The sequence below is a fragment of the Crossiella sp. CA198 genome (assembly GCF_052078295.1).
GTDB lineage: Bacteria > Actinomycetota > Actinomycetes > Mycobacteriales > Pseudonocardiaceae > Crossiella.
Map to the genome: position 1 here is coordinate 134,464 of NZ_JBQJIM010000025.1, position 23,246 is coordinate 157,709.

Annotated in this window: 22 protein-coding genes; 11 read left to right on the top strand and 11 right to left on the bottom strand. The window is 71.4% G+C overall.

Features of this window, described 5'->3' with window-relative positions; all coding sequences use genetic code 11:
- Positions 1-828 carry a hypothetical protein gene (locus ACTOWY_RS34720; RefSeq protein ID WP_441313832.1) on the bottom strand — a complete coding sequence of 276 codons (828 nt, stop codon included), beginning with the start codon at positions 826-828 and terminating at the stop codon, positions 1-3.
- 149 nt (positions 829-977) lie between these two features.
- Between ACTOWY_RS34720 and rfbA the strand changes: the two genes are divergently transcribed.
- On the top strand, positions 978-1,853 hold the full coding sequence (gene rfbA / locus ACTOWY_RS34725) for a glucose-1-phosphate thymidylyltransferase RfbA (RefSeq protein WP_441313833.1): 876 nt from the start codon (positions 978-980) through the stop codon (positions 1,851-1,853).
- Here rfbA and ACTOWY_RS34730 read toward each other — a convergent pair.
- The 3 genes from ACTOWY_RS34730 to ACTOWY_RS34740 all read right to left on the bottom strand — a co-directional run bounded on the left by ACTOWY_RS34730 (position 1,847) and on the right by ACTOWY_RS34740 (position 4,612).
- Positions 1,847-2,854, bottom strand: coding sequence for a hypothetical protein (locus ACTOWY_RS34730; RefSeq protein ID WP_441313834.1), 1,008 nt, complete (start codon positions 2,852-2,854; stop codon positions 1,847-1,849). The two genes, rfbA and ACTOWY_RS34730, sit on opposite strands and share 7 nt — an antisense overlap.
- Positions 2,855-2,976: 122 nt before the next feature.
- Positions 2,977-4,077 (bottom strand): glycosyltransferase, encoded by a 1,101-nt coding sequence (locus ACTOWY_RS34735; protein ID WP_441313835.1) that lies wholly within the window; start codon positions 4,075-4,077, stop codon positions 2,977-2,979.
- Between the two features lies 1 nt (position 4,078).
- Positions 4,079-4,612: a DUF6817 domain-containing protein gene (locus ACTOWY_RS34740; RefSeq protein WP_441313836.1), complete on the bottom strand. Its 534-nt coding sequence runs from the start codon at positions 4,610-4,612 to the stop codon at positions 4,079-4,081.
- Positions 4,613-4,847: 235 nt separating this feature from the next.
- Between ACTOWY_RS34740 and ACTOWY_RS34745 the strand changes: the two genes are divergently transcribed.
- Genes ACTOWY_RS34745 through ACTOWY_RS34755 form a run of 3 tightly spaced genes read left to right on the top strand, consistent with a single transcriptional unit; the run spans position 4,848 to position 9,284 of the window.
- Positions 4,848-6,212, top strand: coding sequence for a M1 family metallopeptidase (locus ACTOWY_RS34745; RefSeq protein WP_441313837.1), 1,365 nt, complete (start codon positions 4,848-4,850; stop codon positions 6,210-6,212).
- Between the two features lie 30 nt (positions 6,213-6,242).
- The gene (locus ACTOWY_RS34750) at positions 6,243-7,109 is read left to right on the top strand and encodes an acyltransferase family protein (RefSeq protein ID WP_441313838.1); all 867 of its coding nucleotides are present in this window, start codon (positions 6,243-6,245) and stop codon (positions 7,107-7,109) included.
- Between the two features lie 54 nt (positions 7,110-7,163).
- On the top strand, positions 7,164-9,284 hold the full coding sequence (locus tag ACTOWY_RS34755) for an NB-ARC domain-containing protein (RefSeq protein ID WP_441313839.1): 2,121 nt from the start codon (positions 7,164-7,166) through the stop codon (positions 9,282-9,284).
- A 4-nt stretch (positions 9,285-9,288) separates the two neighbouring features.
- Here ACTOWY_RS34755 and ACTOWY_RS34760 read toward each other — a convergent pair whose 3' ends face one another.
- Positions 9,289-10,776, bottom strand: coding sequence for a hypothetical protein (locus ACTOWY_RS34760; RefSeq protein WP_441313840.1), 1,488 nt, complete (start codon positions 10,774-10,776; stop codon positions 9,289-9,291).
- Between the two features lie 564 nt (positions 10,777-11,340).
- The gene (locus tag ACTOWY_RS34765) at positions 11,341-12,924 is read right to left on the bottom strand and encodes a PucR family transcriptional regulator (protein WP_441313841.1); all 1,584 of its coding nucleotides are present in this window, start codon (positions 12,922-12,924) and stop codon (positions 11,341-11,343) included.
- A gap of 120 nt (positions 12,925-13,044) precedes the next feature.
- Here ACTOWY_RS34765 and ACTOWY_RS34770 point away from each other — a divergent pair, with 120 nt between their 5' ends.
- A complete protein-coding gene (locus ACTOWY_RS34770; protein WP_441313842.1) occupies positions 13,045-14,157 on the top strand; it encodes a serine hydrolase domain-containing protein in 1,113 nt (370 codons plus the stop codon).
- 11 nt (positions 14,158-14,168) lie between these two features.
- Here the strand turns inward: ACTOWY_RS34770 and ACTOWY_RS34775 are convergent, their stop codons facing one another.
- On the bottom strand, positions 14,169-14,768 hold the full coding sequence (locus tag ACTOWY_RS34775; protein WP_441313843.1) for a TetR/AcrR family transcriptional regulator: 600 nt from the start codon (positions 14,766-14,768) through the stop codon (positions 14,169-14,171).
- A 120-nt stretch (positions 14,769-14,888) separates the two neighbouring features.
- Between ACTOWY_RS34775 and ACTOWY_RS34780 the strand changes: the two genes are divergently transcribed.
- Positions 14,889-15,755, top strand: coding sequence for an epoxide hydrolase family protein (locus tag ACTOWY_RS34780; RefSeq protein ID WP_441313844.1), 867 nt, complete (start codon positions 14,889-14,891; stop codon positions 15,753-15,755).
- 88 nt (positions 15,756-15,843) lie between these two features.
- Positions 15,844-16,200 carry a hypothetical protein gene (locus ACTOWY_RS34785; RefSeq protein ID WP_441313845.1) on the top strand — a complete coding sequence of 119 codons (357 nt, stop codon included), beginning with the start codon at positions 15,844-15,846 and terminating at the stop codon, positions 16,198-16,200.
- A gap of 170 nt (positions 16,201-16,370) precedes the next feature.
- Here the strand turns inward: ACTOWY_RS34785 and ACTOWY_RS34790 are convergent, their stop codons facing one another.
- Positions 16,371-16,820, bottom strand: coding sequence for a GbsR/MarR family transcriptional regulator (locus tag ACTOWY_RS34790; protein WP_441313846.1), 450 nt, complete (start codon positions 16,818-16,820; stop codon positions 16,371-16,373).
- A gap of 80 nt (positions 16,821-16,900) precedes the next feature.
- Here ACTOWY_RS34790 and ACTOWY_RS34795 point away from each other — a divergent pair, with 80 nt between their 5' ends.
- The 3 genes from ACTOWY_RS34795 to ACTOWY_RS34805 are packed head-to-tail and all read left to right on the top strand — an operon-like array spanning position 16,901 to position 19,204.
- The gene (locus ACTOWY_RS34795) at positions 16,901-17,761 is read left to right on the top strand and encodes an ATP-binding cassette domain-containing protein (RefSeq protein ID WP_441313847.1); all 861 of its coding nucleotides are present in this window, start codon (positions 16,901-16,903) and stop codon (positions 17,759-17,761) included.
- Positions 17,758-18,468, top strand: coding sequence for a fluoroquinolone export ABC transporter permease subunit (locus ACTOWY_RS34800; RefSeq protein ID WP_441313848.1), 711 nt, complete (start codon positions 17,758-17,760; stop codon positions 18,466-18,468). The genes ACTOWY_RS34795 and ACTOWY_RS34800 overlap by 4 nt, the downstream gene beginning before the upstream one ends.
- A 1-nt stretch (position 18,469) precedes the next feature.
- Positions 18,470-19,204 carry an ABC transporter permease gene (locus ACTOWY_RS34805; protein ID WP_441313849.1) on the top strand — a complete coding sequence of 245 codons (735 nt, stop codon included), beginning with the start codon at positions 18,470-18,472 and terminating at the stop codon, positions 19,202-19,204.
- On the opposite strand, the gene ACTOWY_RS34810 is transcribed toward ACTOWY_RS34805, so the two are convergent.
- From ACTOWY_RS34810 to ACTOWY_RS34820, 3 genes are all read right to left on the bottom strand, one after another.
- Complete coding sequence (locus tag ACTOWY_RS34810) at positions 19,185-20,132, bottom strand: bile acid:sodium symporter (protein WP_441313872.1); 948 nt, start codon at positions 20,130-20,132, stop codon at positions 19,185-19,187. The genes ACTOWY_RS34805 and ACTOWY_RS34810 overlap by 20 nt on opposite strands.
- A gap of 281 nt (positions 20,133-20,413) precedes the next feature.
- Positions 20,414-21,565, bottom strand: a complete 1,152-nt coding sequence (locus ACTOWY_RS34815; RefSeq protein WP_441313850.1) for an MFS transporter — start codon at positions 21,563-21,565, stop codon at positions 20,414-20,416.
- Between the two features lie 70 nt (positions 21,566-21,635).
- Entirely contained in the window at positions 21,636-22,217 is a 582-nt protein-coding gene (locus tag ACTOWY_RS34820; protein ID WP_441313851.1) for a TetR/AcrR family transcriptional regulator, read from the bottom strand.
- 91 nt (positions 22,218-22,308) lie between these two features.
- Here ACTOWY_RS34820 and ACTOWY_RS34825 point away from each other — a divergent pair, with 91 nt between their 5' ends.
- Positions 22,309-23,202: an NADP-dependent oxidoreductase gene (locus tag ACTOWY_RS34825; protein WP_441313852.1), complete on the top strand. Its 894-nt coding sequence runs from the start codon at positions 22,309-22,311 to the stop codon at positions 23,200-23,202.
- The last annotated feature ends 44 nt before the right edge of the window (positions 23,203-23,246 follow it).

Consider the following 23,246-nt stretch of genomic DNA (forward strand, 5'->3'; position numbering starts at 1 on the left):
TCAGGCGTTGAGCAGGTCGGTGACGGTCGCGGCCACCTCGGGCGCGCGCAACAGTCCGATGTGGTCGGTCGCGAACGGGATCTCCTGAGCCACCAACGGATCCGCCGTGCCGGTGCGGTAGGAGCGCACCGCGTTGAGTCCGCTGGCCGGGCTCGATGAACTCAGCGCGGTGGCCGAGCGCCAGCCGGGGAACGGGTCGAACCGCGCGGCCGTGGTCAGGTAGGTCATGAAGGCGAAGAAGGTGCCGGTCAGCTCCCGGCGGCTGATCTCGTCCAGCCCGGCGCGGGCCAGTGCCTCGCCGCTGAGGTCCTCGAAGATCGTGATCAGCGTTTTGGCCAGGGTGTCCAGGTCGCCGGTGGCTTCATAGGCCCGCCGCCCGGCTTCCTGCACCGCGTCCAGCTGCTCCGGCGGCACCAGCGCGGTCAGCAGCGAGAGCACGTTGCGGAACTGGGAGTACAGCGTGAAACCCACCGCGGGCTCGGGATCGAGCAGCACCAGCAGCGGCGGGGTGCGCTGCCAGTCCGCCACCCGCTCGGCGATCGCGGCCGCGTACACCGCGCCCACGCAGTAACCGAGCACCGCGCGGACCGGCTTACCGGAGGAACGCGGCGCGGCCAGCCAGCGGTCGAGATAGGCGGTCTCGTCCAGGTCTTTTCCGGTGTCCGCGTCCGGCGGCAGGGACAACCACACCGAGTGCCCGATCCGCAGATTCGCGGTGAGTTCACCAAAACCGGCCTGCGGCCGTCCGGTGACGTCGAAGTCCAGGGCCAGCACCAGCTCCGGCCCGCTGTCCGCGGAAAGCATCTTCCAGGTTTCTGCCAGCGACATCGTTGCCCCCTTTCACCATTCGTCCCCGAGATCGTGGCCGTCGCGTCTAGCGGCAGTCTTAATCGCGGCTAAACCCAGGACAGGGTGACCGGGGATAGGGGTCGTTAGGGGTTGAGACCGAGGGAGCGCCCACAATTACTGTGGTTTTCATGAAGGGGATCATTCTTGCCGGGGGCCGGGGAAGCAGGCTTTTCCCGGCGACCCAGGCGGTGAGCAAACAACTGCTGCCTATTTATGACAAGCCGCTGATCTACTACCCGCTGTCCGTGCTCATGCTGGCCGACATCCGGGACATCCTGATCATCGCCACCCCGGACGCGCTGCCCGCCTTCGAGCGGCTCTTCGGCGACGGCGCGCACCTCGGCATGAACATCAGCTACGCCGCGCAGGACCAGCCCCGCGGCATCGCGCACGGCCTGCTGCTCGGCGCGGAGCACGCCGCGGGCGGCCAGGTGGCGCTGGTGCTGGGCGACAACATCTTCCAGGGCACCGGTTTCTCCCAGGTGCTCACCGACGCCCGCAAGGACCTGGACGGCTGCGTGCTGTTCGGCTACCCGGTGCCCGACCCGCACCGCTACGGCATCGCCGAACTGGACGAGGCGGGTCGCCTGGTCTCGGTCGAGGAGAAGCCCAGCAACCCCAAGTCCGACCAGGCGATCACCGGCCTGTACTTCTACGCCAACGACGTCTTCGACATCGCCAGCGGCATCGAACCCTCGCACCGCGGCGAACTGGAGATCACCGACGTCAACCGGGTGTACGTGGCACAGAACCGGGGCCAGCTCATCCCGCTGGGCCGCGGCTTCGCCTGGCTCGACGCGGGCACCCACGAGTCGTTGCTGGAGGCCGGTCAGTACGTGCGCACCCTGGAGCACCGGCAGGCGATGAAGATCGCCTGCATCGAGGAAATCGCGCTGCGCATGGACTTCATCACCAGCGACGCCTGCTACGAACTGGGCCACACGATGATCGACTCGGCGTACGGCCGCTACGTGATGGAGGTGGCGCGCACCCTGGCTCAGTGACCGGCGGTGCAGGGCAAGGTGCCCCGGCGCAAGGCGTGGCCGCCGGTGTTGCCGTCATCGGCCCACAGCACGGCTTTCCGGCCCCCGGCACAGGTCGAGGGCGGCGCGATCGCGAAGCCCTCGTTGTTCAGGTTGGCCAGTTGCGCGGGACGGTCGTAGGTGGCGGTGGCGGTGAACTTGCCGCCGCGGACCTCCAGCGTGGCCGAGCGGCCCTGGCAGGTGTTGTCGCAGGTCGCCCACAGTCGGCCGGTGTCGGCCTCGAACTCCAGGCCCATGATCGCCGGGAGGCCGCTGGGGATGGTGGCGACCCGGGTGTACCCGCCGCCGGACTGGTTGAGCGCGTAGGCGTAGACCACGCCGTTGTTCTCCAGGCCGACGAGGTACAGGCCGCTGCCGTGGCCGGGGTAGGAATCGGGGCGGTACGGCGCTTTTGTCCGTTCGTCGAGGAAGCCGCGGGCGGTGAGCACGCTGTCCGGGACCCAGGTGATGGCCTCGGGACCGCTGTTCGCGGCCACCTTGGGCAGATCCGCGGTGAGGTCCCATTCCGCGGTGGCGTTGAGTGCGGCGGAGGTGCTGGCCGGGTCGAAGCGCAGGATCTTGGCCAGGCTGACCTTGCCGTTGTCGCCGTTGCGCTCGGTGGCCGCGAACACCCCGTCCGGAGTGACCGTCACGCCTTCCGCGTCCGGATCGCCCTTGCCGTCGCGGTAATGCAGTGCCTTGCCCGACGCCCAGCCACCGCTGGGGTCCGGCCGCCAGCCCGCCCCGTCCGGCACCAGCCGGTACAGCGTGCCGGGGCCGTTCTTCACCGCCCACACCACACCAGGACTGTGGAAGGCCAGGCCGCTCAGGTTGCCACCGAAGACATTCGCGCCGTCGGCGGTGCTGACCTCGGGGCCACCCGGCCACTTGCCGTTCGGCGGCGCGGCAGCGGCGCCGGTGGCCAGCAGGCTCACGGTGAGCACGGACAGGGCAGCGAGGACAAGTCTGCTGTGGACGCGCACGGGACTCTCCTTGACGCAGGGCCATGGCGGCGGCTGGTACGGCAAGGTCACTCATTAGGAAAGATAGTTAACAAATGGCACGGTACCTCGCCCCGGCCCGCGCGTCCAGTACGGCTTGCGGCCTACCCGGTCAGCTCCGCGATGACCCGCTCCGGGGACGGCATGGCACCGATCTCCGCGGCGATCCGGCGGGCCGCGGCCCGCGGAGCCGGGTCGGCGAGCAGGCCCTCGGCCAGTGCGGCCACGGCCTGACTGGTGACGTCATCCGGCAGCAGCCGGGCGCCCGCGCCCGCGGTGAGCACGGCCTCGGCGTTGCCGAACTGGTCGGCGGCCCGGGGCAGCAGCAGTTGCGGCAGTCCGGCCCGGAACGCGCCCAGCATGGTGCCGCTGCCGCCGTGGTGCACGAGGAGATCCGCTCTGGGCAACAGATCCTGCTGCGCCACCCAGGACTCGACGCGCACGTTGCCGGGCACCTCGCCCAGTGCGGCGGCTGGCACGGCGGGGCCGGTGGTGACGAGCACGTCCACCGGCAGTGTCGCCAGTCCGTACAGGCATTGCCGCAACAGGTCACTGGTGGCGAACGCGGTGCCCAGGGTGAGGTAGACCAGGGGGCGGCGGCGGACCGGTGGTGGCGCGCCGGGCGGAGACCAGCCGACCGGCCGCAGCGGGATCCGGTCCGCGGTGGCCAGGAAACGCTGTGCCTGCACCGAATCGGGGCAGATGTCGAGCACCCGCCCGCCGTGCAGCAGGGCCTCGGCGTCCAGTCCGGCTTCCTCGGCCAGCTCAGTGAAGACCCACATGATCATTTTCCAGGTCGGGCCTGGGTCAACCCGGCCGAAAGTGTGGCCCAGCACCGGAATCCCGGCCTTGGCGCCGGCCAGCGCCGCGCCGAACGTGGTCACGTCGTGGATCAGGAGTTCGGTGCGGTGCCTGGCGAGCAGGACCGCCAGGTCATCGGCCCACCGCCCGGCCAGCACCTGGCCGAGGGCGTGCCCGACCTGCCGGTCCCCGGCCGGGAGACCCGCCGCCGTGGCCGCCGCGAGCGCCTCGGGCAGGCTCAGCCCGGCCGGTACCGCGGGCAGGCCCGCCGCGTGCAGCACCGGCACGAACTGTGCTCCGGCGGCGAAGACGACGTCGTGACCGGCGCGGACGGCGGCCTGTGCGAGCGGTACCAAGGGGTAGGTGTGGCCATGGGCCGCCATCGCGGCGAACAGCAAACGCATGTCAGCGATCGAGCAGGTGCCGGAGGTCGGCGCGCAGCGTGGCGTGGGCCACCGGCGCCCAGGCGGTGAACAGCTCCCGGAAGTAGTCCCCGTGCTTGGTCAGCAGGGCCGGGTCCTGCTCGATCACGTCGAGTTCGTTGACGATGCTGAGATCCACGAACTCCGTCAACCGGTCACCGGCGAGCGTGTGGACCTCGCCGGTGAAGCGGTCGGTGACCTGGCCGGTCGCGGCGAGCCGGGGCCAGCTGCGGTCCCGGTCGCAGGACCCGTACCGGTAGACGAGTTCCTCGGCGGTGTCGCCGATCAGGGCGCGCAGCGGGGCGCGGTCCTGCCAGTCGAGCAGCGCGAGGGCGAAGCCGTCGGTGCCGTAGGCGGCGTGGGTGAGTCCGGCCAGCTGGACGTCGAGGCCGTGACCCAGGACGTCGAGGCGGTCGCGCACCCGGCACAGGTGCGCGTAGAGGGTGCCGCCGGGGTGGGCGATCTCCCCGGTCCCCTTGTGCCGCAACCAGGCCACTACCTCGGCATCCGCGCTCATGACCGGAATCCTAAGCACCCGGTCCACCCCTCGCCCGCGTGTTGGCCGTTGTCGTACGCCGAGTTGGCCCAACTGGTACGCCCACTTGGGCCAACTCGGTGTCCAGATCGGCCAACTCGACGTCCACAACGGCCAACACGGCGTCCACAACGGCCAACACGGGGGTGGGGTGTTGCGACGGGACCGGGACATGGCCGCTACCTGGTGGGGACAGGACCGGACGACGGTGGGGGGCATGAAACCCATCGCGGGACAGCGACCTCGCCGACTCAGCTGCGTTCTGCTCGCCGCCGTGCTCGCGGGTACGGTGGCCGGGGCAGGCACGGCGAACGCCGAGACCGCCGAGGACTTCGACGTCACCGGCTACGACCTCACCCTGGACCACCAGCCCGGCGCCCAGACCCTGCGCGGCACGGCTGTGATCAGCGCCAAGGCTCGCAGCGCGCTCGACCGGGTCACCGTGCGCCTGGCCGGGCCGCGGGCCAGCGCGGTCACGGTCGACTCGGTCCCGGTGAAGTCCTTCGCGCACAACGCCGACGACGAACTGCTCATCCAGCCCGCGACCACGATCCGCCCTGGCGCGGGCTTCCAGGTGCGGGTCGAGTACGGCGGAACCCCCGGCCCCGGCTGGCTGGCCACCACCACGGGCGGGGCCAACGCGTTCCTGGGCAGCTCCCGATCCTGGTTCCCGGTCCGCGACCAGGCCAGGGACAAGGCGGAGTTCCGGCTGGCGATGACGGTGCCGGACGGCTGGGGCGTGGTCTCGGTCGGCCGGGAAGGACAGCCGCACGCGGGGTCCGGGTCGACCACGTTCCACTGGGCGGAACCCGAGGTCGACCCCGACCACGTGAGCGTGTCCATCGACCGGTTCACCACCGAGCGCGGCACGCTGGCCGACGGAACCCCGGTGGTCACCGCGTACGCGCCGGGCCTGCAGACGGCGACCAAACCGCTGGCCGACCGGCTGCCGGAGGTGCTCGACTTCCTGTCCGCGAAGTTCGGCCGCTACCCCTTCGCCGCGGCGGGCAACGTCTTCCTCCAGGTCAGCGACGACGCGCCGGCCACCGCGCCGCAGACCCGGCCGGTGTACCTCGGCGCGGGCAACCCGCGGTACCTGACCCTGGAAACGGTCGTGCACGAGCAGGCCCACCAGTGGTACGGGATCTCCGCCGCGCCCCGGCAGTCCGCGGACAGCTGCCTGTCCGAATGCTTCGCCTCCTACGCGCCCTGGCTGTGGCAGGAGGCCAAGGAGGGCGCGGAGCTGGACACCCGCTACCGCCGGATCGTCGCCGCGAAACGGGGCGAGCCCGCGTTCTGGGAACGGCTCTACCAGCCGGGCGTGACACCGGGGATCACCATGTACAACAAGGGCCCGCTCGCCCTGCACGCACTGCGCAGGCAGCTCGGCGAACAGGCCTTCGAGCAGCTGCTCCGGCGGTGGCCGCAGGAGCAGCGCGCCTCCTACGCCGACTGGCCGAAGTTCGAGGCACTGGCGGCGGAGGTCTCCGGGCAGAACCTCGACGGCTTCTTCGCCGCCTGGTTCCGCGGCGCGACAGTGCCCGCCGACGAATACCTGTGGCCGGGCCCGCTGAAACCGTGACCGCCGTGCCTCCACAATAGACAGTGTGACGTGAGTCACGGAACTACCCTGACTCCAGCGGGCATCTTCATCCTCTCCGGCTTCGTGCTCGCCTGGTCGGCCAGACCAGGCGAGCCGGTGACCACGTTCTGGCGCAGGCGATTCGCCCAGATCTACCCCGTGCACCTGGTGACCGCGGTGCTCGCGCTGACCCTCGGCGCCACCCTGGTCCCGAGCCTGTTACCCAGTAGCGGCAACGAAACGGCGGCCAACCTGCTGCTGGTCAGTTCCTGGTGGCCGGACTGGTGGCAGGCGCTCAACCCGGTCAGCTGGTCGCTGGTGTGCGAGGCGTTCTTCTACCTGTGCTTCCCACTGCTGTTCGTGTTGCTGCGCAAGGGAACGGCGGCCTGGCTGTACACGGTCGCCGCCGCCGCGGTGCTGGTGGTGCTGGCCTTGCCGTTCCTGGGACTGGCGCTGTACTCCTTCCCGTTGGCCAGGCTGCCCGAGTTCGTGCTCGGTTTCGCCCTGCTCCTCCCGGCCGCCGCCATGGCCGATCTGACTGGCACACAGTCGATCTGGCGGCACCCCAGGCTGGTCGTGCTGGGGGAGTGGTCCGTCTCCTTCTACCTGATCCACCTGCTGGTGCTGCGCCTGGCGGAAATGGTGCTGGGCCCCGCGCCCAGACTGCCGTTCTGGTGGGCGCTGACCGCATTCACCGCCGTGTTCACCGTGTCGCTGCTGCTGTCCTGGTTGCTCTACGAGCAGGTGGAGAAGCCCGCCCGCCGTCTGCTGTTGCGCCGCTGGAGCACGCCCCGGCTCAAGGTGGCGCGGGTGTGCGGCGCGCGGTGTTCGAGCTGGCCGATCACGCGCCCGTGCCCTGAGCGGCGGGGCAGGACCTGGTCGCGTCCAGTACCGTGATCGTCGCGGAACGTAGCAGGGACGACCGGGGGTGGGACCGTGCGTGGTGATCGGGTGCGGAACGAGCTGGGCGGCACCGCGCACAGCGTGGTGCAGGCCGGCGTGATCGAGTCGGTCATCCTCTCCGGCGCGCCCGCGGACCCGGAGCTGCCGTCGGTGGTTCCCGCGCAGGCGCCCACGCCGCCGGAGACCTACACCAACCGGGATGAGGAACTCGCGCGGGTGGGTGCGCTGGCCGGGACCCCGATCGGCGACCGAACCCGGCCCATGGTCGCCGCCGTGCACGGCATGGTGGGCATGGGCAAGACCGCGTTCCTGCGGCAGGCCGCCTGGCAGTTGCGGGAGCGCTATCCCGATGGCGTGCTGCACGTGCAGTACGGGGTGGCGGGCAACTCACCCGCCGAGGCCGCGTCCAGGTTCCTGGCCGCGCTGGGTGTGCCCGAATCCCGCATCCCCGCCGCATTCGAGGCCAGAGTCGACCTCTTCCGCTCGTTGAGCGCCGGGCTGCGGCTGCTCGCGGTGTTCGACGATGTCCGGGACGCGGCCCAGGTGATCGCGTTGCTGCCGAACTCACCGGCCAGCCTGGTCCTGGTCGCGGCCGGAGGGCAGCAGGCCCTGGCCGAGCTGTACCAGGACCGGGAGGTGCTCGATGTGGCCCTCGAACCTCTGCGCGCCGAGCACGGCGTCAGCCTGGTCGCCAAGGTGTGCGGCGCCGAGCGCGTGGCCGCGGAACGCCCGGCGGTGGTCGACCTGGTCGAGTTGTGCGGCGGCCTGCCGCTGGCACTCGGTGTGGCCGCGGCCTGGCTGAAGGCGCGACCACACCTGGCGGTGCGCGAGCTGGTCGAGGACCTCCGGGAGACCGACCGCGATCCCGGGGACTCCTCGGCGGACCGATCGGCTCGGGCCAAGGTTTTCGCCATGTTCGACCGGGTTTACCAGGATCTGCCGGAGTCGGCACGGCGGCTGTACCGGCTGCTGAGTGTGCTGGTGGGGCCGCACTTTGGCGTTGAGGTGCTCGCGGCCATGCTCGATCAGCCGGTGCGCGGCGTGCGCCGCGATCTGGACGAGCTGTGCCAGACCGGCATGGTGCAGGCCGAGCCCGGCGGAGTGCACCGGCTGCACCGCCTGGTGCGGGTGCACGCGCTGCGGGTGGCCGAGGCCGAGGACAGCGAGGCCGAGCGGATCGGCGCGCTGCGTGCGGCGGTCCGGTGGTGGCTGATCGGCGCGGCGGCCGCGGATGTGGCCGTGCACGGCAGGCAGCCGCTGCGGGTGACCGATCCGGCCGCGGTGCTGGACGACACGCCGGTGGAGATCCCGGCCGCCACGGCCCTGGCCTGGTTGCGGCAGGAGCAGGCCAACCTGGTCGACCTCATGGCGGCCGCCGCGGCGCAGGGCTGGCACACCGAGGTCTGCCGGTTGTTCGAGGCGATACACACCCTGTTCGACGCGACCAAACCCCTCGCCACCTGGGTACGTGCGGGCAAGCTGGCCGTCGACTGGGCCGTGCTGCTCGGCAACGCCGGGTACGAGGCTCGCTGCCGGTGCCTGCTGGCCAGGGCGTACCAGGAACTCGGCCGCTTCGCCGAGGCCCACGAACACCTGGATCGGGCCAGGGAACTGGCCGCGGACTGGGATCGGCTGCTGGCCTCGGTCGAGGACTTCACCGGCAACGTGCTGCTGCGCGAGGGCCGCGCCGAGGAAGCCCTGGCCCGGTTCCGCGCCGCACTGGAGATCAACGAGCGGCTCGGACTGACCCGGGGCACCGCGTTGCAGAGCATGCTGGTCGGCCGGGCACTGGGTGCCTTGGGGCGGTATGAGGAGGCGTCGCTGGCCTTCGCGCGTTCCCGGGATCTGTTGGCGGGCACCGATGCCACCTCGATTCTGCTGAAGGTCCAGCTCAGCGCCGCGGTGGTGCTGGCGGCTTCCGGCGCGGACCAGGCCGCCGAACACGCCTACGCCGAAGTGCTGGCCACGGCCGGGGAACGCGGTGCCACCGCACCGGCCGCGGACGCGCTGCTCGGACTCGCCGAGCTGGCCGAGCGGCGGGCCGACCGAGCGGCCGGTATCGAGTTCCGGCAGCGGGCCGCGGCGATCTTCGAGCGGATGGGCAGCCCGCGCGCGGCCACCATTACCCGCACGGCCCGGCAGCTGGCCGGGTTGCCGGCCACGACCTGACCGGTCACCAGCGGAGCACACCCGAGTTCGCGCCCGCCTGGATGGTCAACTCCGTGCCCGGTCGGCCCAGCAGAATCCACTGGTACAGCGCCGATCCGGCCACTGATCGCGGCACGGTGGCCTGGCCTGTGACGCGGTGACCGTCCCGGAGTAGGGCCACGATCGAACCGGGCGCCACCTCGGTCACCGCGACCTGGGCGCCGGGCCAGCGTCGCAGCGTCACCGTGCCCCACTCGGCCGCGTCCGCCGGGCAGTCCTGCCGGGCGGCGCTCCACACGACCGCGGCCCGCTCCAGGTGTTCCGGATCGGTGGCGTGCTCGCTGACCGCCAGGTGGCCGGGCGGCTCGGATTCGCCTGGCACGACCGGGTATCGGTGCAGGGTCAGGGTGGTCGTGCCGGACACTCGCACCCGGAGCGCGTCGGGCTCGGCCGTGGTGATCTCGGGTGTGGGCAGTGGTTCGGGCCGCGCCGTCCAGGCTGGTTCCGGCAGGCCCAGCACCGCGTACATCCGGGCCCGCAGGATGGCCGCGGCCTGCCCGGTCCGGGCGAAGATCGCCGTCGCGGAACCCGGGTCCTGTCCGAGGGCCTGCTCGATCTGGGTTTCCAGGGGTTCGTCCAGCCGGAGCCGGGGAAGGCGTTGACGCAGGTGATCCAGTGGCGAGCCGGGGACGACTTCGGGGCCGCCGTCGGTGGCCAGCAACAGCGGTCTGCCCGCGCCGACGCTGTAGCTGCTCAGCGAGCCGTGGTCGGAGATCACCAGCGAGGCCGCCACGATCGCGGCCTGCCAGCCCTGCTCGGGTGGCACCACCGCCAGGCCCGCGTCGGTGGCGCGGCGGAGCAGGGCGTTGATCCGCAGTGCCCCGTGCTGGGCCCACACGTTGGGATGCAGCACCAGCGCACAGCGGAAGCGGTCGGTGGGCAGTGCCGCGAGGATCCGCGCGGGCAGCTCGGTGCGGGCGCCGAAAAGTGAGTGCCTGCCCCAGGTTGAGCAGAGCAGGACCAGCTCACGCCGGTCAGCGCCAAACGCGGTCCGGTACTCGCGCCGGCGCGGCTCGCTGAGGTGAATGCGGTCCAGACACGGGTCCCCTGCCACCAGCGCCCGTGGCAGCAGCCGGGGCTCGACCGAGGCGATGACCGCGAGCTGGTGATCGTGCGCGACGACCAGGGTGTTGGGGATGATCCGGTTGCGGCGCACCAGGGCTGAGCGCCGGAGTCCGGAGATCGCGGTGGGGTCGCTGGGGGAGCGGCGGTGGTAGCCGATGCCGTGCGGGAGCAGGATGAGCGGGGCACGGACGCGGTGCAGCTCGCCGTTGTCGCTGGCGGCCAGGGCGAGGTCGTATCGCAGGGTGAGGGCGGTGTCCCAGTCGACGGTGCGGGCGCCTGCCTCGGCGAGGTGGTCGCGGATGCGGTGGGAGAACACGGATCCGTTGTCCACGGCGAAGGTCACCGCGACCCGGCGGTCGGTCAGCAGCAGGGGGAGGACGTCCCACATGCGGTTGAGCACGGCGGGGTTGCGGGCGATGACCAGGACTTCACGCTCGGGGCGAATGGTGTCCCAGCGGCTTCCGGCTTCCGGCTTCCGGCTCCCGGCTCCCGGCTCCCGGCCTGACCATCTTACCGTCGGCGGAGCGGATGGCGGCAGCGACGGTTGTGCCATCACCGTATCGTGTCCCTCCGCCGCCCATTATCGCGACAGTCTACGAACCCCCCGCCCTGGCCGTAGCCGCACCGCCAGTGTCCTCGATCACCGTGCCTGTGCCGCCCCGGCGTCGAGCACCAGCACCCGCCAGCCACGCTCACCCGGTGACCGCGCGACCAGCTGGCGAAACCCGGAGCCGTGGTTCCCTGCGGCGCGCCGGCTCGGCGGAAGCCTGGTCGAGTGCGGCCGGATCACCGTGTGCGGCAAGCAGATCCGCGACAAACCGTTCGTGCCACTTGGGCCAACTGGTACGCCCACTTGAGCCAAACCGGCGTACCAGTTGGGCCAACTCACCGTCCACAACGGCCAACTCACCGTACGACAACGGCCAACACGGTGGGGCTGGGGCGATTCGGCTTACTGGCCGGGCTGGTCTGCCAGTCGCAAGCGCAGCCATAGCACCAGGCGCTGGTCTGGGTCGGCGAGATCGAGTTCGAAGATCTGCTCGGCGCGGGACAGCCGGTATCGGACCGTGTTCGGGTGTACGGACAGCCGGTGGGCGGCGGCTGAGACATCGCTGTTGGCGTTCAGGTAGGCGAGCATGGTGGCCGCGTAGGTGGTGCCGTGCGCTCGGTCGTGGGCGTGCACCGCCGGGCCGAGCCGGTCGGGCAGCGACTCGTGCCCGGCCAGGGTCTGGGCCAGCGCGGCCAGTGCCGCGCCCGCCCACACCTCCGCCAGGGTGGCCACCTGGCAGGGCTCCGCGGGGCCCGGCCGGTCGGTGAGCGCGCGCAGGACCAGATCCGCGTCGGCGCGGGAACGTGCGATCGTGCGCAGCCCGGGGACGAGTGAGCCGACCGCGGCCAGCACGGGCACCCGCAGCGCGCTGTGGGCTCGGCGGGCGATGTCGGCGACGAGTTCGCGGTGCGCGGGTGGCGACGGGCCGCCCGGCAGCAGCGCGTACACCGTGCCGTCGAGCAAGGCGCAGCCCTGCCTGCCGTGGTGGGCCTCGCAGTGCAGGCTCACCAGGTCGGCGAGCCGGGTGGCCGCGTGCGCCGCGCGCACGTCCTCGGCGGCGATGGCGAAGGCGGCCACCGCGACCGGCTGGTTCGGGTCCAGGCCGAGTTGCCTGGCCACCTCGATGACGCTGTCCGGGTCGCCGAAGAGCCGCCGCACCAGGTCGGCGGCGCCGCGGCGGGCGGCGTCCAGGGCGGTGCGGGCGGCGAGCAGGTGCAGGGCGACGGTGTCGGCCACGTCGGCGAGGGCCTGTTCCGCGGCCGGGTCCAGGTGATCTTCGGCGTCGACGACCCAGATCGAGCCCAGTTGCTCGCCGCCCGCGCGCACCGCGATACCCAGTCGCGGCAGACCGCCGGGCAGAGCTGGGAACCGGCGGAGCCGCTTGTCCTTGGCCAGGGCGCGGTATTGCTCGTCGTAGTCCGGACCTGCCGGCACCTGGCGGCCGAGGATGCCCTGACGGCGGCCCTCGTCGATGCGCTGGCCGGGCACGGTCGAGTAGGCCAGGATGCGCCGCCGCGGATCCTCGATCACGGTGGCGCCGCCCACCATCGCCGCGATCGCGTTGGCCAGCGCGAACAGGTCGCCGATGCCCGGGGCCCTGGCGAAGCGCGCGGCGGCGGCCAGGGCGGAGGAGATCAGGGCGCCCAGGTGGTGCCAGGGCACGCTGTCCTCGGCGGCCAGCAGCACCACGCCGCAGTGCTGTGCGAGGGCCACCAGTTCGGTGACCGGCTCGGCGAAACTCTTCACCACCAGGCAGGCGTGTCCGGCCTCGGCCGCCGCGCCGAGCAGTTCGGGCGCCTGCGCCATCGTCACGCCGACGGCGAGCAGGATCGCGCCCCGCACCGGTGGCAATGCGGCTCGCCGCTCGAAGACGAGCACGCCGGAGACCGGCACCGGCCGCTCGGGCAGCACGGTCAACGGCCGCAGCAGCGCGGGGCCCAGCTCGTCGAGGACCTGCCCGAGATCGGGCGCCGCGGAGTCGGGCACCTGCACCACTTTAGCCAGACGGCCAACACTTTCGCCGAATCTCTGGACCGCAACGTATGCACCCGGCCCGGCCCAGCCGCGAGGCTCGGTGCAAGGGAGAGGAAAGGGAGAGGAGATGCCATGCGAGGCAACGGAAATGTCGCGGTGGCCCTGACGATCACCGCGGTGCTGCTGGCGCCACCGGCCGCGGCGAACGCGACCCCGCGCTGCGACCCCGGACCCATCCGGACCGCGCTGACCGCCCTGGCCCGGGTCGGCGCCGGGATCGCGCTGACCACGCGCAGTCCACGCTGCGGCCTGCGTAACAGCGGGGTCGGCCGTGCCGACCGCTGGACCGGCCGGGTGGTGCGCGGCACCGAACACAGCCGGATCGGCAGCAACACCAAGGCCTGGACGGCCACGGTGGTGCTGCAACTGGTCGGCGAAGGCCGGATCGCCTTGGCGGACAAGGTTGACCGCCACCTGCCCGGCCTGATCCGCACCAGCCGCTACGACGGGCGCGAGATCACCGTCCGGCAGCTGTTACAGCACACCAGCGGCCTGCCCGACTACCTGGAAGCGCCGTTCTGGCAGGATGAGGAGCGGCGCCGCTGGGACCACATCGAACCGGTGCGCACGGTCCGGCAGGCACTGACCCTGCCGCCGCCGCAGCGCTGGGGCCCGGCCGGTTTCGCCTACGCCAACACCAACTACAACCTGGCCGGACTGCTCGTCACCAAGGTCACCGGCCGCGATGTCGGCACCGAGATCACCGAGCGCATCATCAAACGCCTTGGCCTGCGCGACACCTACTGGCCCGGCGACCGGGTCACGCTGCCCCGGCCCGAGCTACGCGGTTACCTGCGGCGCGCCGGGATGCTGCTGGACCGGACGGAGTGGAACACCTCCGAGGCCGGCGCCTCCGGCTCGCTGATCTCCACCGGGGCCGATGTGACCGCCTTCTGGACCGCGCTGCTGACCGGCGAACTCCTTGCCCCAGACCAACTCGCCGAGCTGAAACGGACCGTGCCGGACGAACTCAGCGACGGCTACGGCCTGGGCGTGGAACGCAGGCGACTCACCCCGGACCTGATCACCTGGGGGCACAGCGGCAGCATGCCCAGCGGCCACAAGTTCCGCAACGCCGTGACCGAGGACGGCCGCCGGTCGGTGACCCTGCTGATCGGCGCCGACACCTTCGACTCGGCCGAGGTCGACCTGGTCATCGGCGGACTGATCCGCGATCTGCGCTGATCGGGCGTGACCTACCCGCGTTTCCAGAGTCCGAGAGCGGTGAGCAGCGCCTCGATCTGCCGCTCGAATGCCGCGCGGTCGTAGGACACCAGCGCGACCCGCCACAGGCCCTGCGTGAACGTGGTGATGATCGCGGCGACCGCCAGGGGATCCACCGACGCGGTCAGCGCGCCGGCGTCCAGGTCGGCGGTGATGCGCTCGTGCAGCGCGGTGCGCAGGTTCGCGATGGCCTCGTCCGCGCGGGCGCGCAGGTCGGGCTCGGCGAGCACTTCCCCGGTCGACATCGCCGCGAGCATGCACAGCCGCGACGGTGTGGCCGGATCGTCCAGGCAGTCGAGGATCGCGCCGAAGAACCCCCGGATGCCCTCGGCCGCGGTCGGCGGCTCGGCGAGTGCCCGCATCCGATCGGCGATGACGGTCTCCTCGTAGCGGCGCAGGCACACCAGGTACAGATTCTTCTTGCTGCCCACGGTGTTGTAGAACGAGCCCTCGCCGATCCCCATGGCTTTGAGCAGGTCACGCAGTCCGGTGCCGACGTAGCCGTTCGCCCAGAACAACCTCGTGGCCGCCGCCACCGCCCGGTCGTAGTCGAACGCGATCTTCCGTGCCATGGCGAGCACGGTACACCTATTTGTAGCAGCCGCTACAAACTGGCCTCCGCCGAACCCGGCGGACGACGATCGGAGTCCCCATGGCCGGATCGGGAACTCGTCGAGGACTGGACCCAGGGAGTGCCGCTCCAGGCAGCACAGGAACTCGTCGACCACTGGCTGCACCGGTACGACTGGCGCGCGTTCGAGGCCCGCCTGAACGGGTACCCGCAGTTCCGCACGAAGATCGACGGCGTCGGCGTCTACCTCATCCACGCCCGCTCGAAGCACGAGCACGCCCTGCCGATCCTGCTCACGCACGGCTGGCCAGGCTCGGTCATCGAGTTCCTGGACGTCATCGACCGCCTCACCGACCCGGAGCGCTTCGGCGGCAAGGCCGAGGACGCCTTCCACGTGGTGATCCCCGCCATCCCCGGATACGGCTTCTCCGACAAACCGCGCGAGACCGGCTGGGACCCCGGCCGCATCGCACGGGCGTGGGCCGTGCTCATGCGGCGTCTCGGCTATCAGCGCTGGGTCGCCCAGGGCGGCGACTGGGGATCGGCGATCACCACGGCCCTGGCGAGCCAGGCGCCAGAGGGGCTGCTCGCCGCGCACGTGAACCTGCCGATGGTCGTCCCGCCCGTCCTCCCGGCGCACCCCACGGCGGCGGAAGCGCACGCCCTCGCCCGCATCAACCTGTTCGTCACCAGCAAAACCGGCTACGCCGACCAGATGAACACCCGCCCGCAGACGATCGGCTACGCGTTGAACGACTCCCCGCTGGCCCTCGCGATGTGGATGTACGAGAAGTTCCACGAGTGGACCGACAACAACGGCCGGGCCGAGGACGCGCTGACCAGGGGCCGGAGTTCTTCTCCAGCGCAGGCGTGGTCGACCGTCTTCCACTGGAACGAGGTGGATCGCGGCGGTCACTTCGCGGCATTCGAGGAGCCGGATGTGTTCGCCGCGGAGCTGTGGACCGCGTTCCGTCAGTTCCGCGACTGACCTTCGCCCGGTAAGGAAATCCCGCCGCCGCGTAGGGATCGTGTCAGGGCCCCTTCAGTCCTGGCCGCGCGCGGGCTGCACTGACCGCATGCGCACTCAGCCGCCAGTTGTCCCCGGAGGATTCGGCCTGCCGCTGGGCATGACCCTGGCCGTGGTGGCGGTCCTGATCGCCCGCGCCCTCGGCGCCACCGGCCAGCCGGTGCTGTCGGTGATCGGCGTTGTACTGGCCGTCGACGTCCTCGCGTTGCTGAGCACCGCGGGCGCCACCCTGGTCACCGCCGCGTTCGGCTGGTGCGTGCACACCGGATTCGTGCTGGGCGGTCACGGAACGCTGGAGTTCACCGCGCAGTCCCGGCATGACGCGCTGGTGCTGCTGCTGTGCGCGGCGGGCGCGAGCCTGTTCGCCACCCTGATCCGGGCCCGGCCTGCCGCTAAGGCCGCGTAAGTTCGGCGCCCGCGAGCTTGTCCGCCTGGGCGGAACAGGGTTGGCTCAGCACAGGGGATCCGGCCTCGTGGTACCGCGCGTGCAGGGCGTGCGGCATGACGGCCAGCCGGATCCCCAGCCGGCCGGCCGCGCGGCCCCCGTCGCCAGCGCGCCGGCCGGCTTTTCGTTGCTCAGCCCCGGGAATCGCGCCAGCGCTGGATGATCGCGGGCAGTTCGGCCATCAGGTAGGCGTAGAAGTCCCGCATCTCCACCAGCCTGCGCCCGGCGATGCTGTGCTCGCCCGCGGCCGCGATGCCCTGCTCGGCGGCGTCCTGCATCACCTGGATCATCTCGTTCTGCCCGGACATCAGGATCGCCCAGGCGCCCTCGCGGAACCGGAAGTGCTCCCGTCGGCTACCCGGTGCGGGCACCCGTTCGATCAGCCCGACCACGGTCAGGTTCTTGATCGCGGTGGACACCGTGCCAGGGCTGATCCGCAGCCGCTCGGCCAGCTCGCCCGCGGTGATGGTCTCCTGCTCGGCGAAGAGCAGCGCGCTCATCACCCGCGCGGTCATCCGTTGCAGACCGCCCTTGCTCAAGGTCAGCGCGAGCTGCTCGGCGGCGGCCATGGCATCCGTCATCGATCTTCCTCTCCACGTTCGACGCCACCCTAGCATTTTCGAATGTTTCCAAAAGTGCGAAAACTCGGTACGGTCGACGCATGACAGTGATCGAGGTGGCCGGGCTGACCTTCAGCTACCCCGGCAGCGCCGAACCCGCGGTGCGCGGCATGGACTTCACCGTGGACCGCGGCGAGATCTTCGGGTTCCTCGGCCCCAGCGGAGCGGGCAAGTCAACCACCCAACGGATCCTGGTCGGCCTGCTCACCGGCCAGGGCGGCGCGGTGTCGGTGTGGGGCCGCGAACCCGCGGCCTGGGGCCAGGACTACTACCGCCGGGTCGGAGTCTCCTTCGAGCTGCCCAACCACTACCAGAAGCTGACCGCGCTGGAGAACCTCGCCTTCTTCGCCGCCCTGCACCACGGCCAGACCCGGGATCCGTTGGCACTGCTGGACTCCGTCGGCCTGGCCGCCGACGCGCACACCAGGGTGGCCAAGTTCTCCAAGGGCATGCAGATGCGCCTGGTCTTCGCCCGTGCCCTGCTGCACCAGCCGGACCTGCTGTTCCTGGACGAGCCGACCTCCGGCCTGGACCCGGTCAACGCCCGCCGGGTCCGTGAGATCGTGCTGGCGGAACGGGACAACGGCACAACGGTCTTCCTGACCACGCACGACATGGCCACCGCCGAGGCACTGTGCGACCGGGTCGCCTTCGTCGTCGACGGCCGGATCGTCGAACTGGGCACACCCAAGGAACTCAAGATCGCCCGCAGCAGACGAGCCGTCCGCGTGGAGCACCGCGCCGAATCCGGCCTGGCCGCGACGGAATTCCCCCTGGACGGCCTGGCCGACAACCCCGGCTTTCTCGGCCTGCTGCGCGCGGGCGGGGTGGAAACCCTGCACAGCCAGGAAGCCAGCCTGGACGACGTGTTCGTCGAGGCCACCGGCCGGAGCCTGACATGAGCCGCCTCGGCGCCGCGTTGCGGCTGGAACTGACCCTGCAACACCGGTACAAATTCCTGCACGCCGCGCTGTTCTCCGGCCTGCTGTGGCTGGCCCTGCTGCTCCCACTGCCACCGGGACCGCGACGCGCGGCCGAACCCTACGTCATCCTCGGCGATCTGATGATCGTCGGGTTCTTCTTCGTGGCCGCCGCGGTGTTCTTCGAGAAGGGCGAGCGCACCCTCTACGCGGTGGTCGCCAGCCCATTGCGTTTCACCGAATACCTGGCGGCCAAGGTGCTGGTGCTGACCGCGTTGTCGGTGCTGCTGGCGGTGTTCGTGGCCACCGTCACCAGCGGGCTGGACTACCACCTGCCGCTGCTGCTGACCGGCGCCGCGCTGGGCACGATCCTGATGCTGCTGCTGGGTTTCCTCACCGCGCTGCCGTTCCACTCGGTCAGCGACTGGTTCCTGCCCGCGGTGCTGCCGATCGCGCTGTTCAACCTGCCCATCCTCGGCTACTCCGGCCTGTGGGACACCCCGTGGCTGTACCTGCTGCCCACCTACGGGCCGTTGTTGCTGCTGGGCGCGGCTTTCGACCAGTACCAGCTCACCGACTGGCAACTGCCCTACGCCCTGAGCTATCCGCCGCTGTTCGCCGCGGGCCTGTGGCTGCTGGCCGGGCGCCTGTTCGACCGCTACCTGGTGGCCCGCACCGGAGGTGCTTGAGATGCCCGGTTTCCTCGCCGTCCTGGCCCGCAACGACGTCCGTGGGGCGGGCCGGGACCTGCTGGTGGGCGGGGTGCTGCTGGCCCCGCTGGTCTGGATCGCCGCGGTCCGTTTCGGCACCCCGCCGGTGACCCGGTTCCTCGCCGAACGGCACCGGTTCGACCTGGTGCCGCACTACCCGCTGATCCTGGTCGGTTTCCTGTTGCTCACCAGCGCGATCGTGATCGGCGCGGTGCTCGGCCTGCTGGTGCTGGAGGAACGGGACGCGGGCACGCTGACCGCGTTGCGGGTCAGCCCGCTGCCGATGCGCGCCTACCTCGGCTACCGCGCCCTGCTCGGCGTCACGGTCACCGCGCTCTACGTGCTGGCCACCATGTCCGCCAGCGGCCTGCTGTCCTGGCGCCTGGTGCCGCCACTGTTCCCGATCGCGTTGCTGGCAGGCGGGTCCGCGCTGGTGGTCGCGCTGGTGATCCTGTCGCTGGCCAGGAACAAGGTGGAGGGCATCGCGGTCATCCGGGCACTGGGCATCGTGGTGGCCGGTCTGCCCCTGCTGCCCGCGATCCTGGACATCGACTGGCACCTGGTTTTTGGTCTGGTGCCCAGTTATTGGCCCGCGCAGGCGTTCCTGACCGCCGCCGCAGGCGGGACCTGGTGGCCCTACCTGGCGGCTGGCCTGGCCTACCACGGTGTGCTGATCACGTTGCTGTACCGCGGATTCACTCGCCGCGCCGGGTAAGCAGCCGGGGCACGACCCGCACGTAGACCACCATCCCGACCACCTCGACCAGGGTCTGGGTGACCACGACCACCGCGGCGATGGCCAAGGTGCCGGGCAACGCCAAGGCAAGCGGAAGTACGACCAGGGAGTTGCGGGTGGCGCCGCTGAACACGATCGCCCGCCCGGCCGGGACATCCAGGCGGAACAAGCGCGCGACGCCGAGTCCGGCGAAGGCCATCACCACCAGGAAAATCAGGTAGAACGGCACCACCGCGACCACCTGGCCCAGGTCCCGGTCGAGCTTGGGCACCTGGGAGGCCACCACCGTCAGCAGGGTCACCGCCAGCAGCGGCACCATGATCGTCCCCAGCGCCTCGGCAACCCTGCGCCCGGCCGCGCGACGGGCCGCCCAGGCCTGGGTGAGCCAGGCCAGCGCCAGCGGGATGACGATCAGCACCAGGAACGCCTCGACGAACGGTCCGGCCTCGACCACCTCGGCCAGTTCGGCGCCCAGGAACAGCAACAGCAAGCCCGGCAACAGAATCAGCTGCGCCAGCAGCAACAGCGGCGTGGCCGCGAGCAACCGGCGGCTGCTGCCACCGGCCAGGCCGCTGAAGACGATCACGTAGTCCACGCACGGGGTCAGCAGCACCAGCAACACCCCCAGCCGCACCGCGGGCTCCGCCGGGAGGAAGGCGAACATCGCCGCGACCACCAGCGGCACCACCACGAAGTTGACCACCAGCACGGCGGCCAGGAACCGCCCATCTCGCAGCGAGCGGCCGAGTTCGGCGGCGGGCACCTGCAGGAAGGTCAGGTAGAGCAGGGCCGCGAGCACCGGGGTGACAGCCAGTTCCAGCCCCGGCCCCACCGCCGGGACGGCCCAGCCCACCAGCGCCCCGGCGGTCAGGGCACCCAGATAGAGGGCGACCTGGTGCCGTTCCATGCCCGCGACCAGACCGGACGACTGGGACAACGCAAACTCCTCGCGGGTGCGGCGATCAGGCGGCCGGGGTGAACAACTCGGTGAGCAGCCCGGCTCCCTCGGCGGGCGCACGCACTTCCAGGCGCAGCATCGGGCCGTCGAGGTGGATCCGGAAGTCGAAGAACGGGCAGCATTCCTGCTCGGCGACGGCCAGCGGCAGCCCGAGGTGCTTGGCCGCGCTGGGAGATCCGCATCGTGCGCACCCGTTGACGGTAAACCCTCACCTCGACTCGAAGGTCAAGTCAGCTCCGCCGACGTGTCAGCAGCGTCACCAACGGGATCACGGCCAGCAGCACGGCCAGGGCCGCGTAGCCGAAGGCCAGGGTGGTCAGCGTGGCCACGCCCGCGACGAGCAGTGGGCCCCCGGCGTCACCGAGTTCGCGGCCCAGTTCGGCCGCGCCCATGGTCTGGCCCATGCGGGCCTCGGGAGTGGCGGCGGCCAGGGCGGCGAAGCCGAGCGGGGTGATCAGCCCGGTGCCGACGCCGATGAGGGCGGCGGCCAGCAGCACACCGGTCAGACCGGGCAGGGCCGCGGCACCGAGTCCGGCCGCGGTGATCAGCAGCCCGGCGAGCAGTCCGGTGCGGGTGCTGAGCCGTCCGGCGTCCAGGGCACGACCGGCCCAGGGCTGGACGAGTGCGGCGGTGGCGGCCAGGACGGAGACCGCGGCGCCGGTGGCGATGGCGCCGAGCCCGGCCGCCGCGCCGGAGACCGGCAGGAAGCCCACACCGACCGACAGCGCAGCGGTGGCGGCGGCGAGTGCGGTGGTCGGGGCGAGGAAGGAGCGGTCGGCCAGGCGGCGGGCGAGGTCGGCGACGGTCTGCCGGGTGCGGGGCAGGGGTGGCACGGCGGGCACGGCGACGGCGGCCCAGATCGCGACGATCACCGCGCACCCGGCCATGACCGTGAACAGCAGCCGCAGGCCGCCTGCCCAGGCGAGGACGCCACCGAGCAGCGGGCCGAGGGTGTAGCCGATGGACTTGTAGAAGCCGTAGCTGCCGAAGGCACGGCCACGCTTGGCCGCCGGGTTGAGCCGGGCGACCATCGCGGAGGCCGCGGGGGAGAAGGCGGAGGCCGCCGCACCCTGGCCGAGACGGGCCGCCCACAGCCAGCCGGGGCTGTCCGCGACGGCGTAGAGCGCGGAGGCGAGCGCGAAGGCGATCAGGCCGCCGAGTAGCACCGGTTTGCCGCCGACCCGGTCGGCGAGCGTGCCGAAGACCGGCTTGAGCAGCACCTCCGCGCCGTCGTAGAGGGCGAGCAGCCCACCCAGCACCAGCAGTGAAGTGACCGCGTCCTCGGCCGAGCCGCCCAGGTTGGCGGCGATGCCGTGCGCGCCGAAGGCGGTGGTGAACCCGGCCGCGTACAACGGCCACATGGCCTGCTTCGGCGCGGTCACAACACGTCCTCGCCGGTGCTGTGCAGTGCGGTGACGACCCGCTCGGCGGGGTTCACTCGCCGACAACACCTCACCGGCGTACGGCGGTCGCCGCCCAGGCCGCCTCGATCATCTGGAAGATCTCCGCCACCGCGGCGTCCGGCTCGGCTGCCTCCCTGGCCAGCGAGAAGGCCTCGATCGCGAACCGCGCGAGCGCGTGGCAGGCCGTGCTGCTCCGGGACAGGTCCGGGTCGGCGATCAGGGCCGCGGCCAGTGATTCGGCGTGGCGCAGGCTCATCGACTCGCCGTACTGCCGCAGGGCGGGGGATTCCTGGATCAGGCGCCAGATCGGGGCCGAGCCCTCGGCCGAGCAGTGCCGCACCAGGGCGTGGATCTCGCGGCGCAGCAACGGAATGAGCGGTTCGTGCGGCGCCCGGCCGGTGACCGCCTGGATGAGGCGTTGCTCGAATTCCTGGTCCTGCTCGAACACCAGGGCCTCTTTCGAGGCGAAGTGGGAGAAGACGGTGGTGACGGCCACGTCGGCCTCGGCGGCCACGTCCCGGATGCCCACCGCGTCGTACCCGCGCGCCAGGAACAGCCGCAGGGCGGTGTCGGCGATCTTCTGGCGGGTCGCGGCCTTCTTGCGCTCCCGACGTCCGGGCGGTGCGGTCATGCGCTGATGCTATCAGGTCCAAAAGTGGAGCTGTTGTTTAAAGCTAACCGTTAGTGTTACGTTCGATGGCAGGACGAGAGGGGACGACGACATGTGGAAAGTGACCTTCGCCGAGTTCGGTGGCCCGGACGTGCTGCGCCTGGAAGCCGCCGAACAGCCGCACGCGGGTCCAGGGCAGGTGCGCGTCGCCGTGCGGGCGGCGGGCGTGAACCCCGTGGACTGGCGGATTCGCTCCGGAGGGCTCCAGCACGCCCATCCGGTCGAGTTGCCCGCCGGGATCGGGATCGACGCCGCCGGGGTGGTGGACGAGGTGGGCGCTGGCGTCGAAGGAGTCGAGGTCGGCGAGCACGTGTTCGGCGCGGGTTCGAGTACCTACGCCGAGTTCGCGGTGCTCTCGGCCTGGACCCGGATGCCGGCCGGGCTGGACTTCGCCGAGGCGGCCGGGTACCCCTCGGTGGTGGAGACCGCGCTGCGGGTGCTGCGCGAGGCCGGGGTGCGACCGGGCCAGACGCTGCTGGTCAGCGGCGCCGCCGGGGGAGTCGGCTCGGCGGTGCTGCAGATCGCCCGCGACCGCGGCATCACGGTGATCGGCACGGCCAGCGCCGCCAACCAGGACTACCTGCGCGGCCTGGGCGCGCACGCGGTGACCTACGGCGCGGGCTGGGTCGAGCGGGTGCGGCGGCTCGGCCAGGTCCAGGCGGCGCTCGACGTGGCGGGCTCGGGCGTGCTCGGTGAGCTGGTCGAGCTGACCGGGGACCCGCGCAAGGTGGTCTCCATCGCCGATCCCAGCGCGCCGGAGTTCGGTGTGCACTTCTCCGGGAAGGCGGGCAGCATGCCGGCGGCACTGGCCGAGGCGGCCGACCTGATCACGCGGGGAAAGCTGCACATCCCGGTGGAGAAGTCCTACCCGCTCGCCGAAGCCGCGGCCGCGCACCTCGACAGCCAGGCCGGACACACCCGAGGCCGCCGCGTCCTACTCCCCTGAACCGTGTTGGCCGTTGCGGACGGCGTGTTGGCCGTTATGGACGG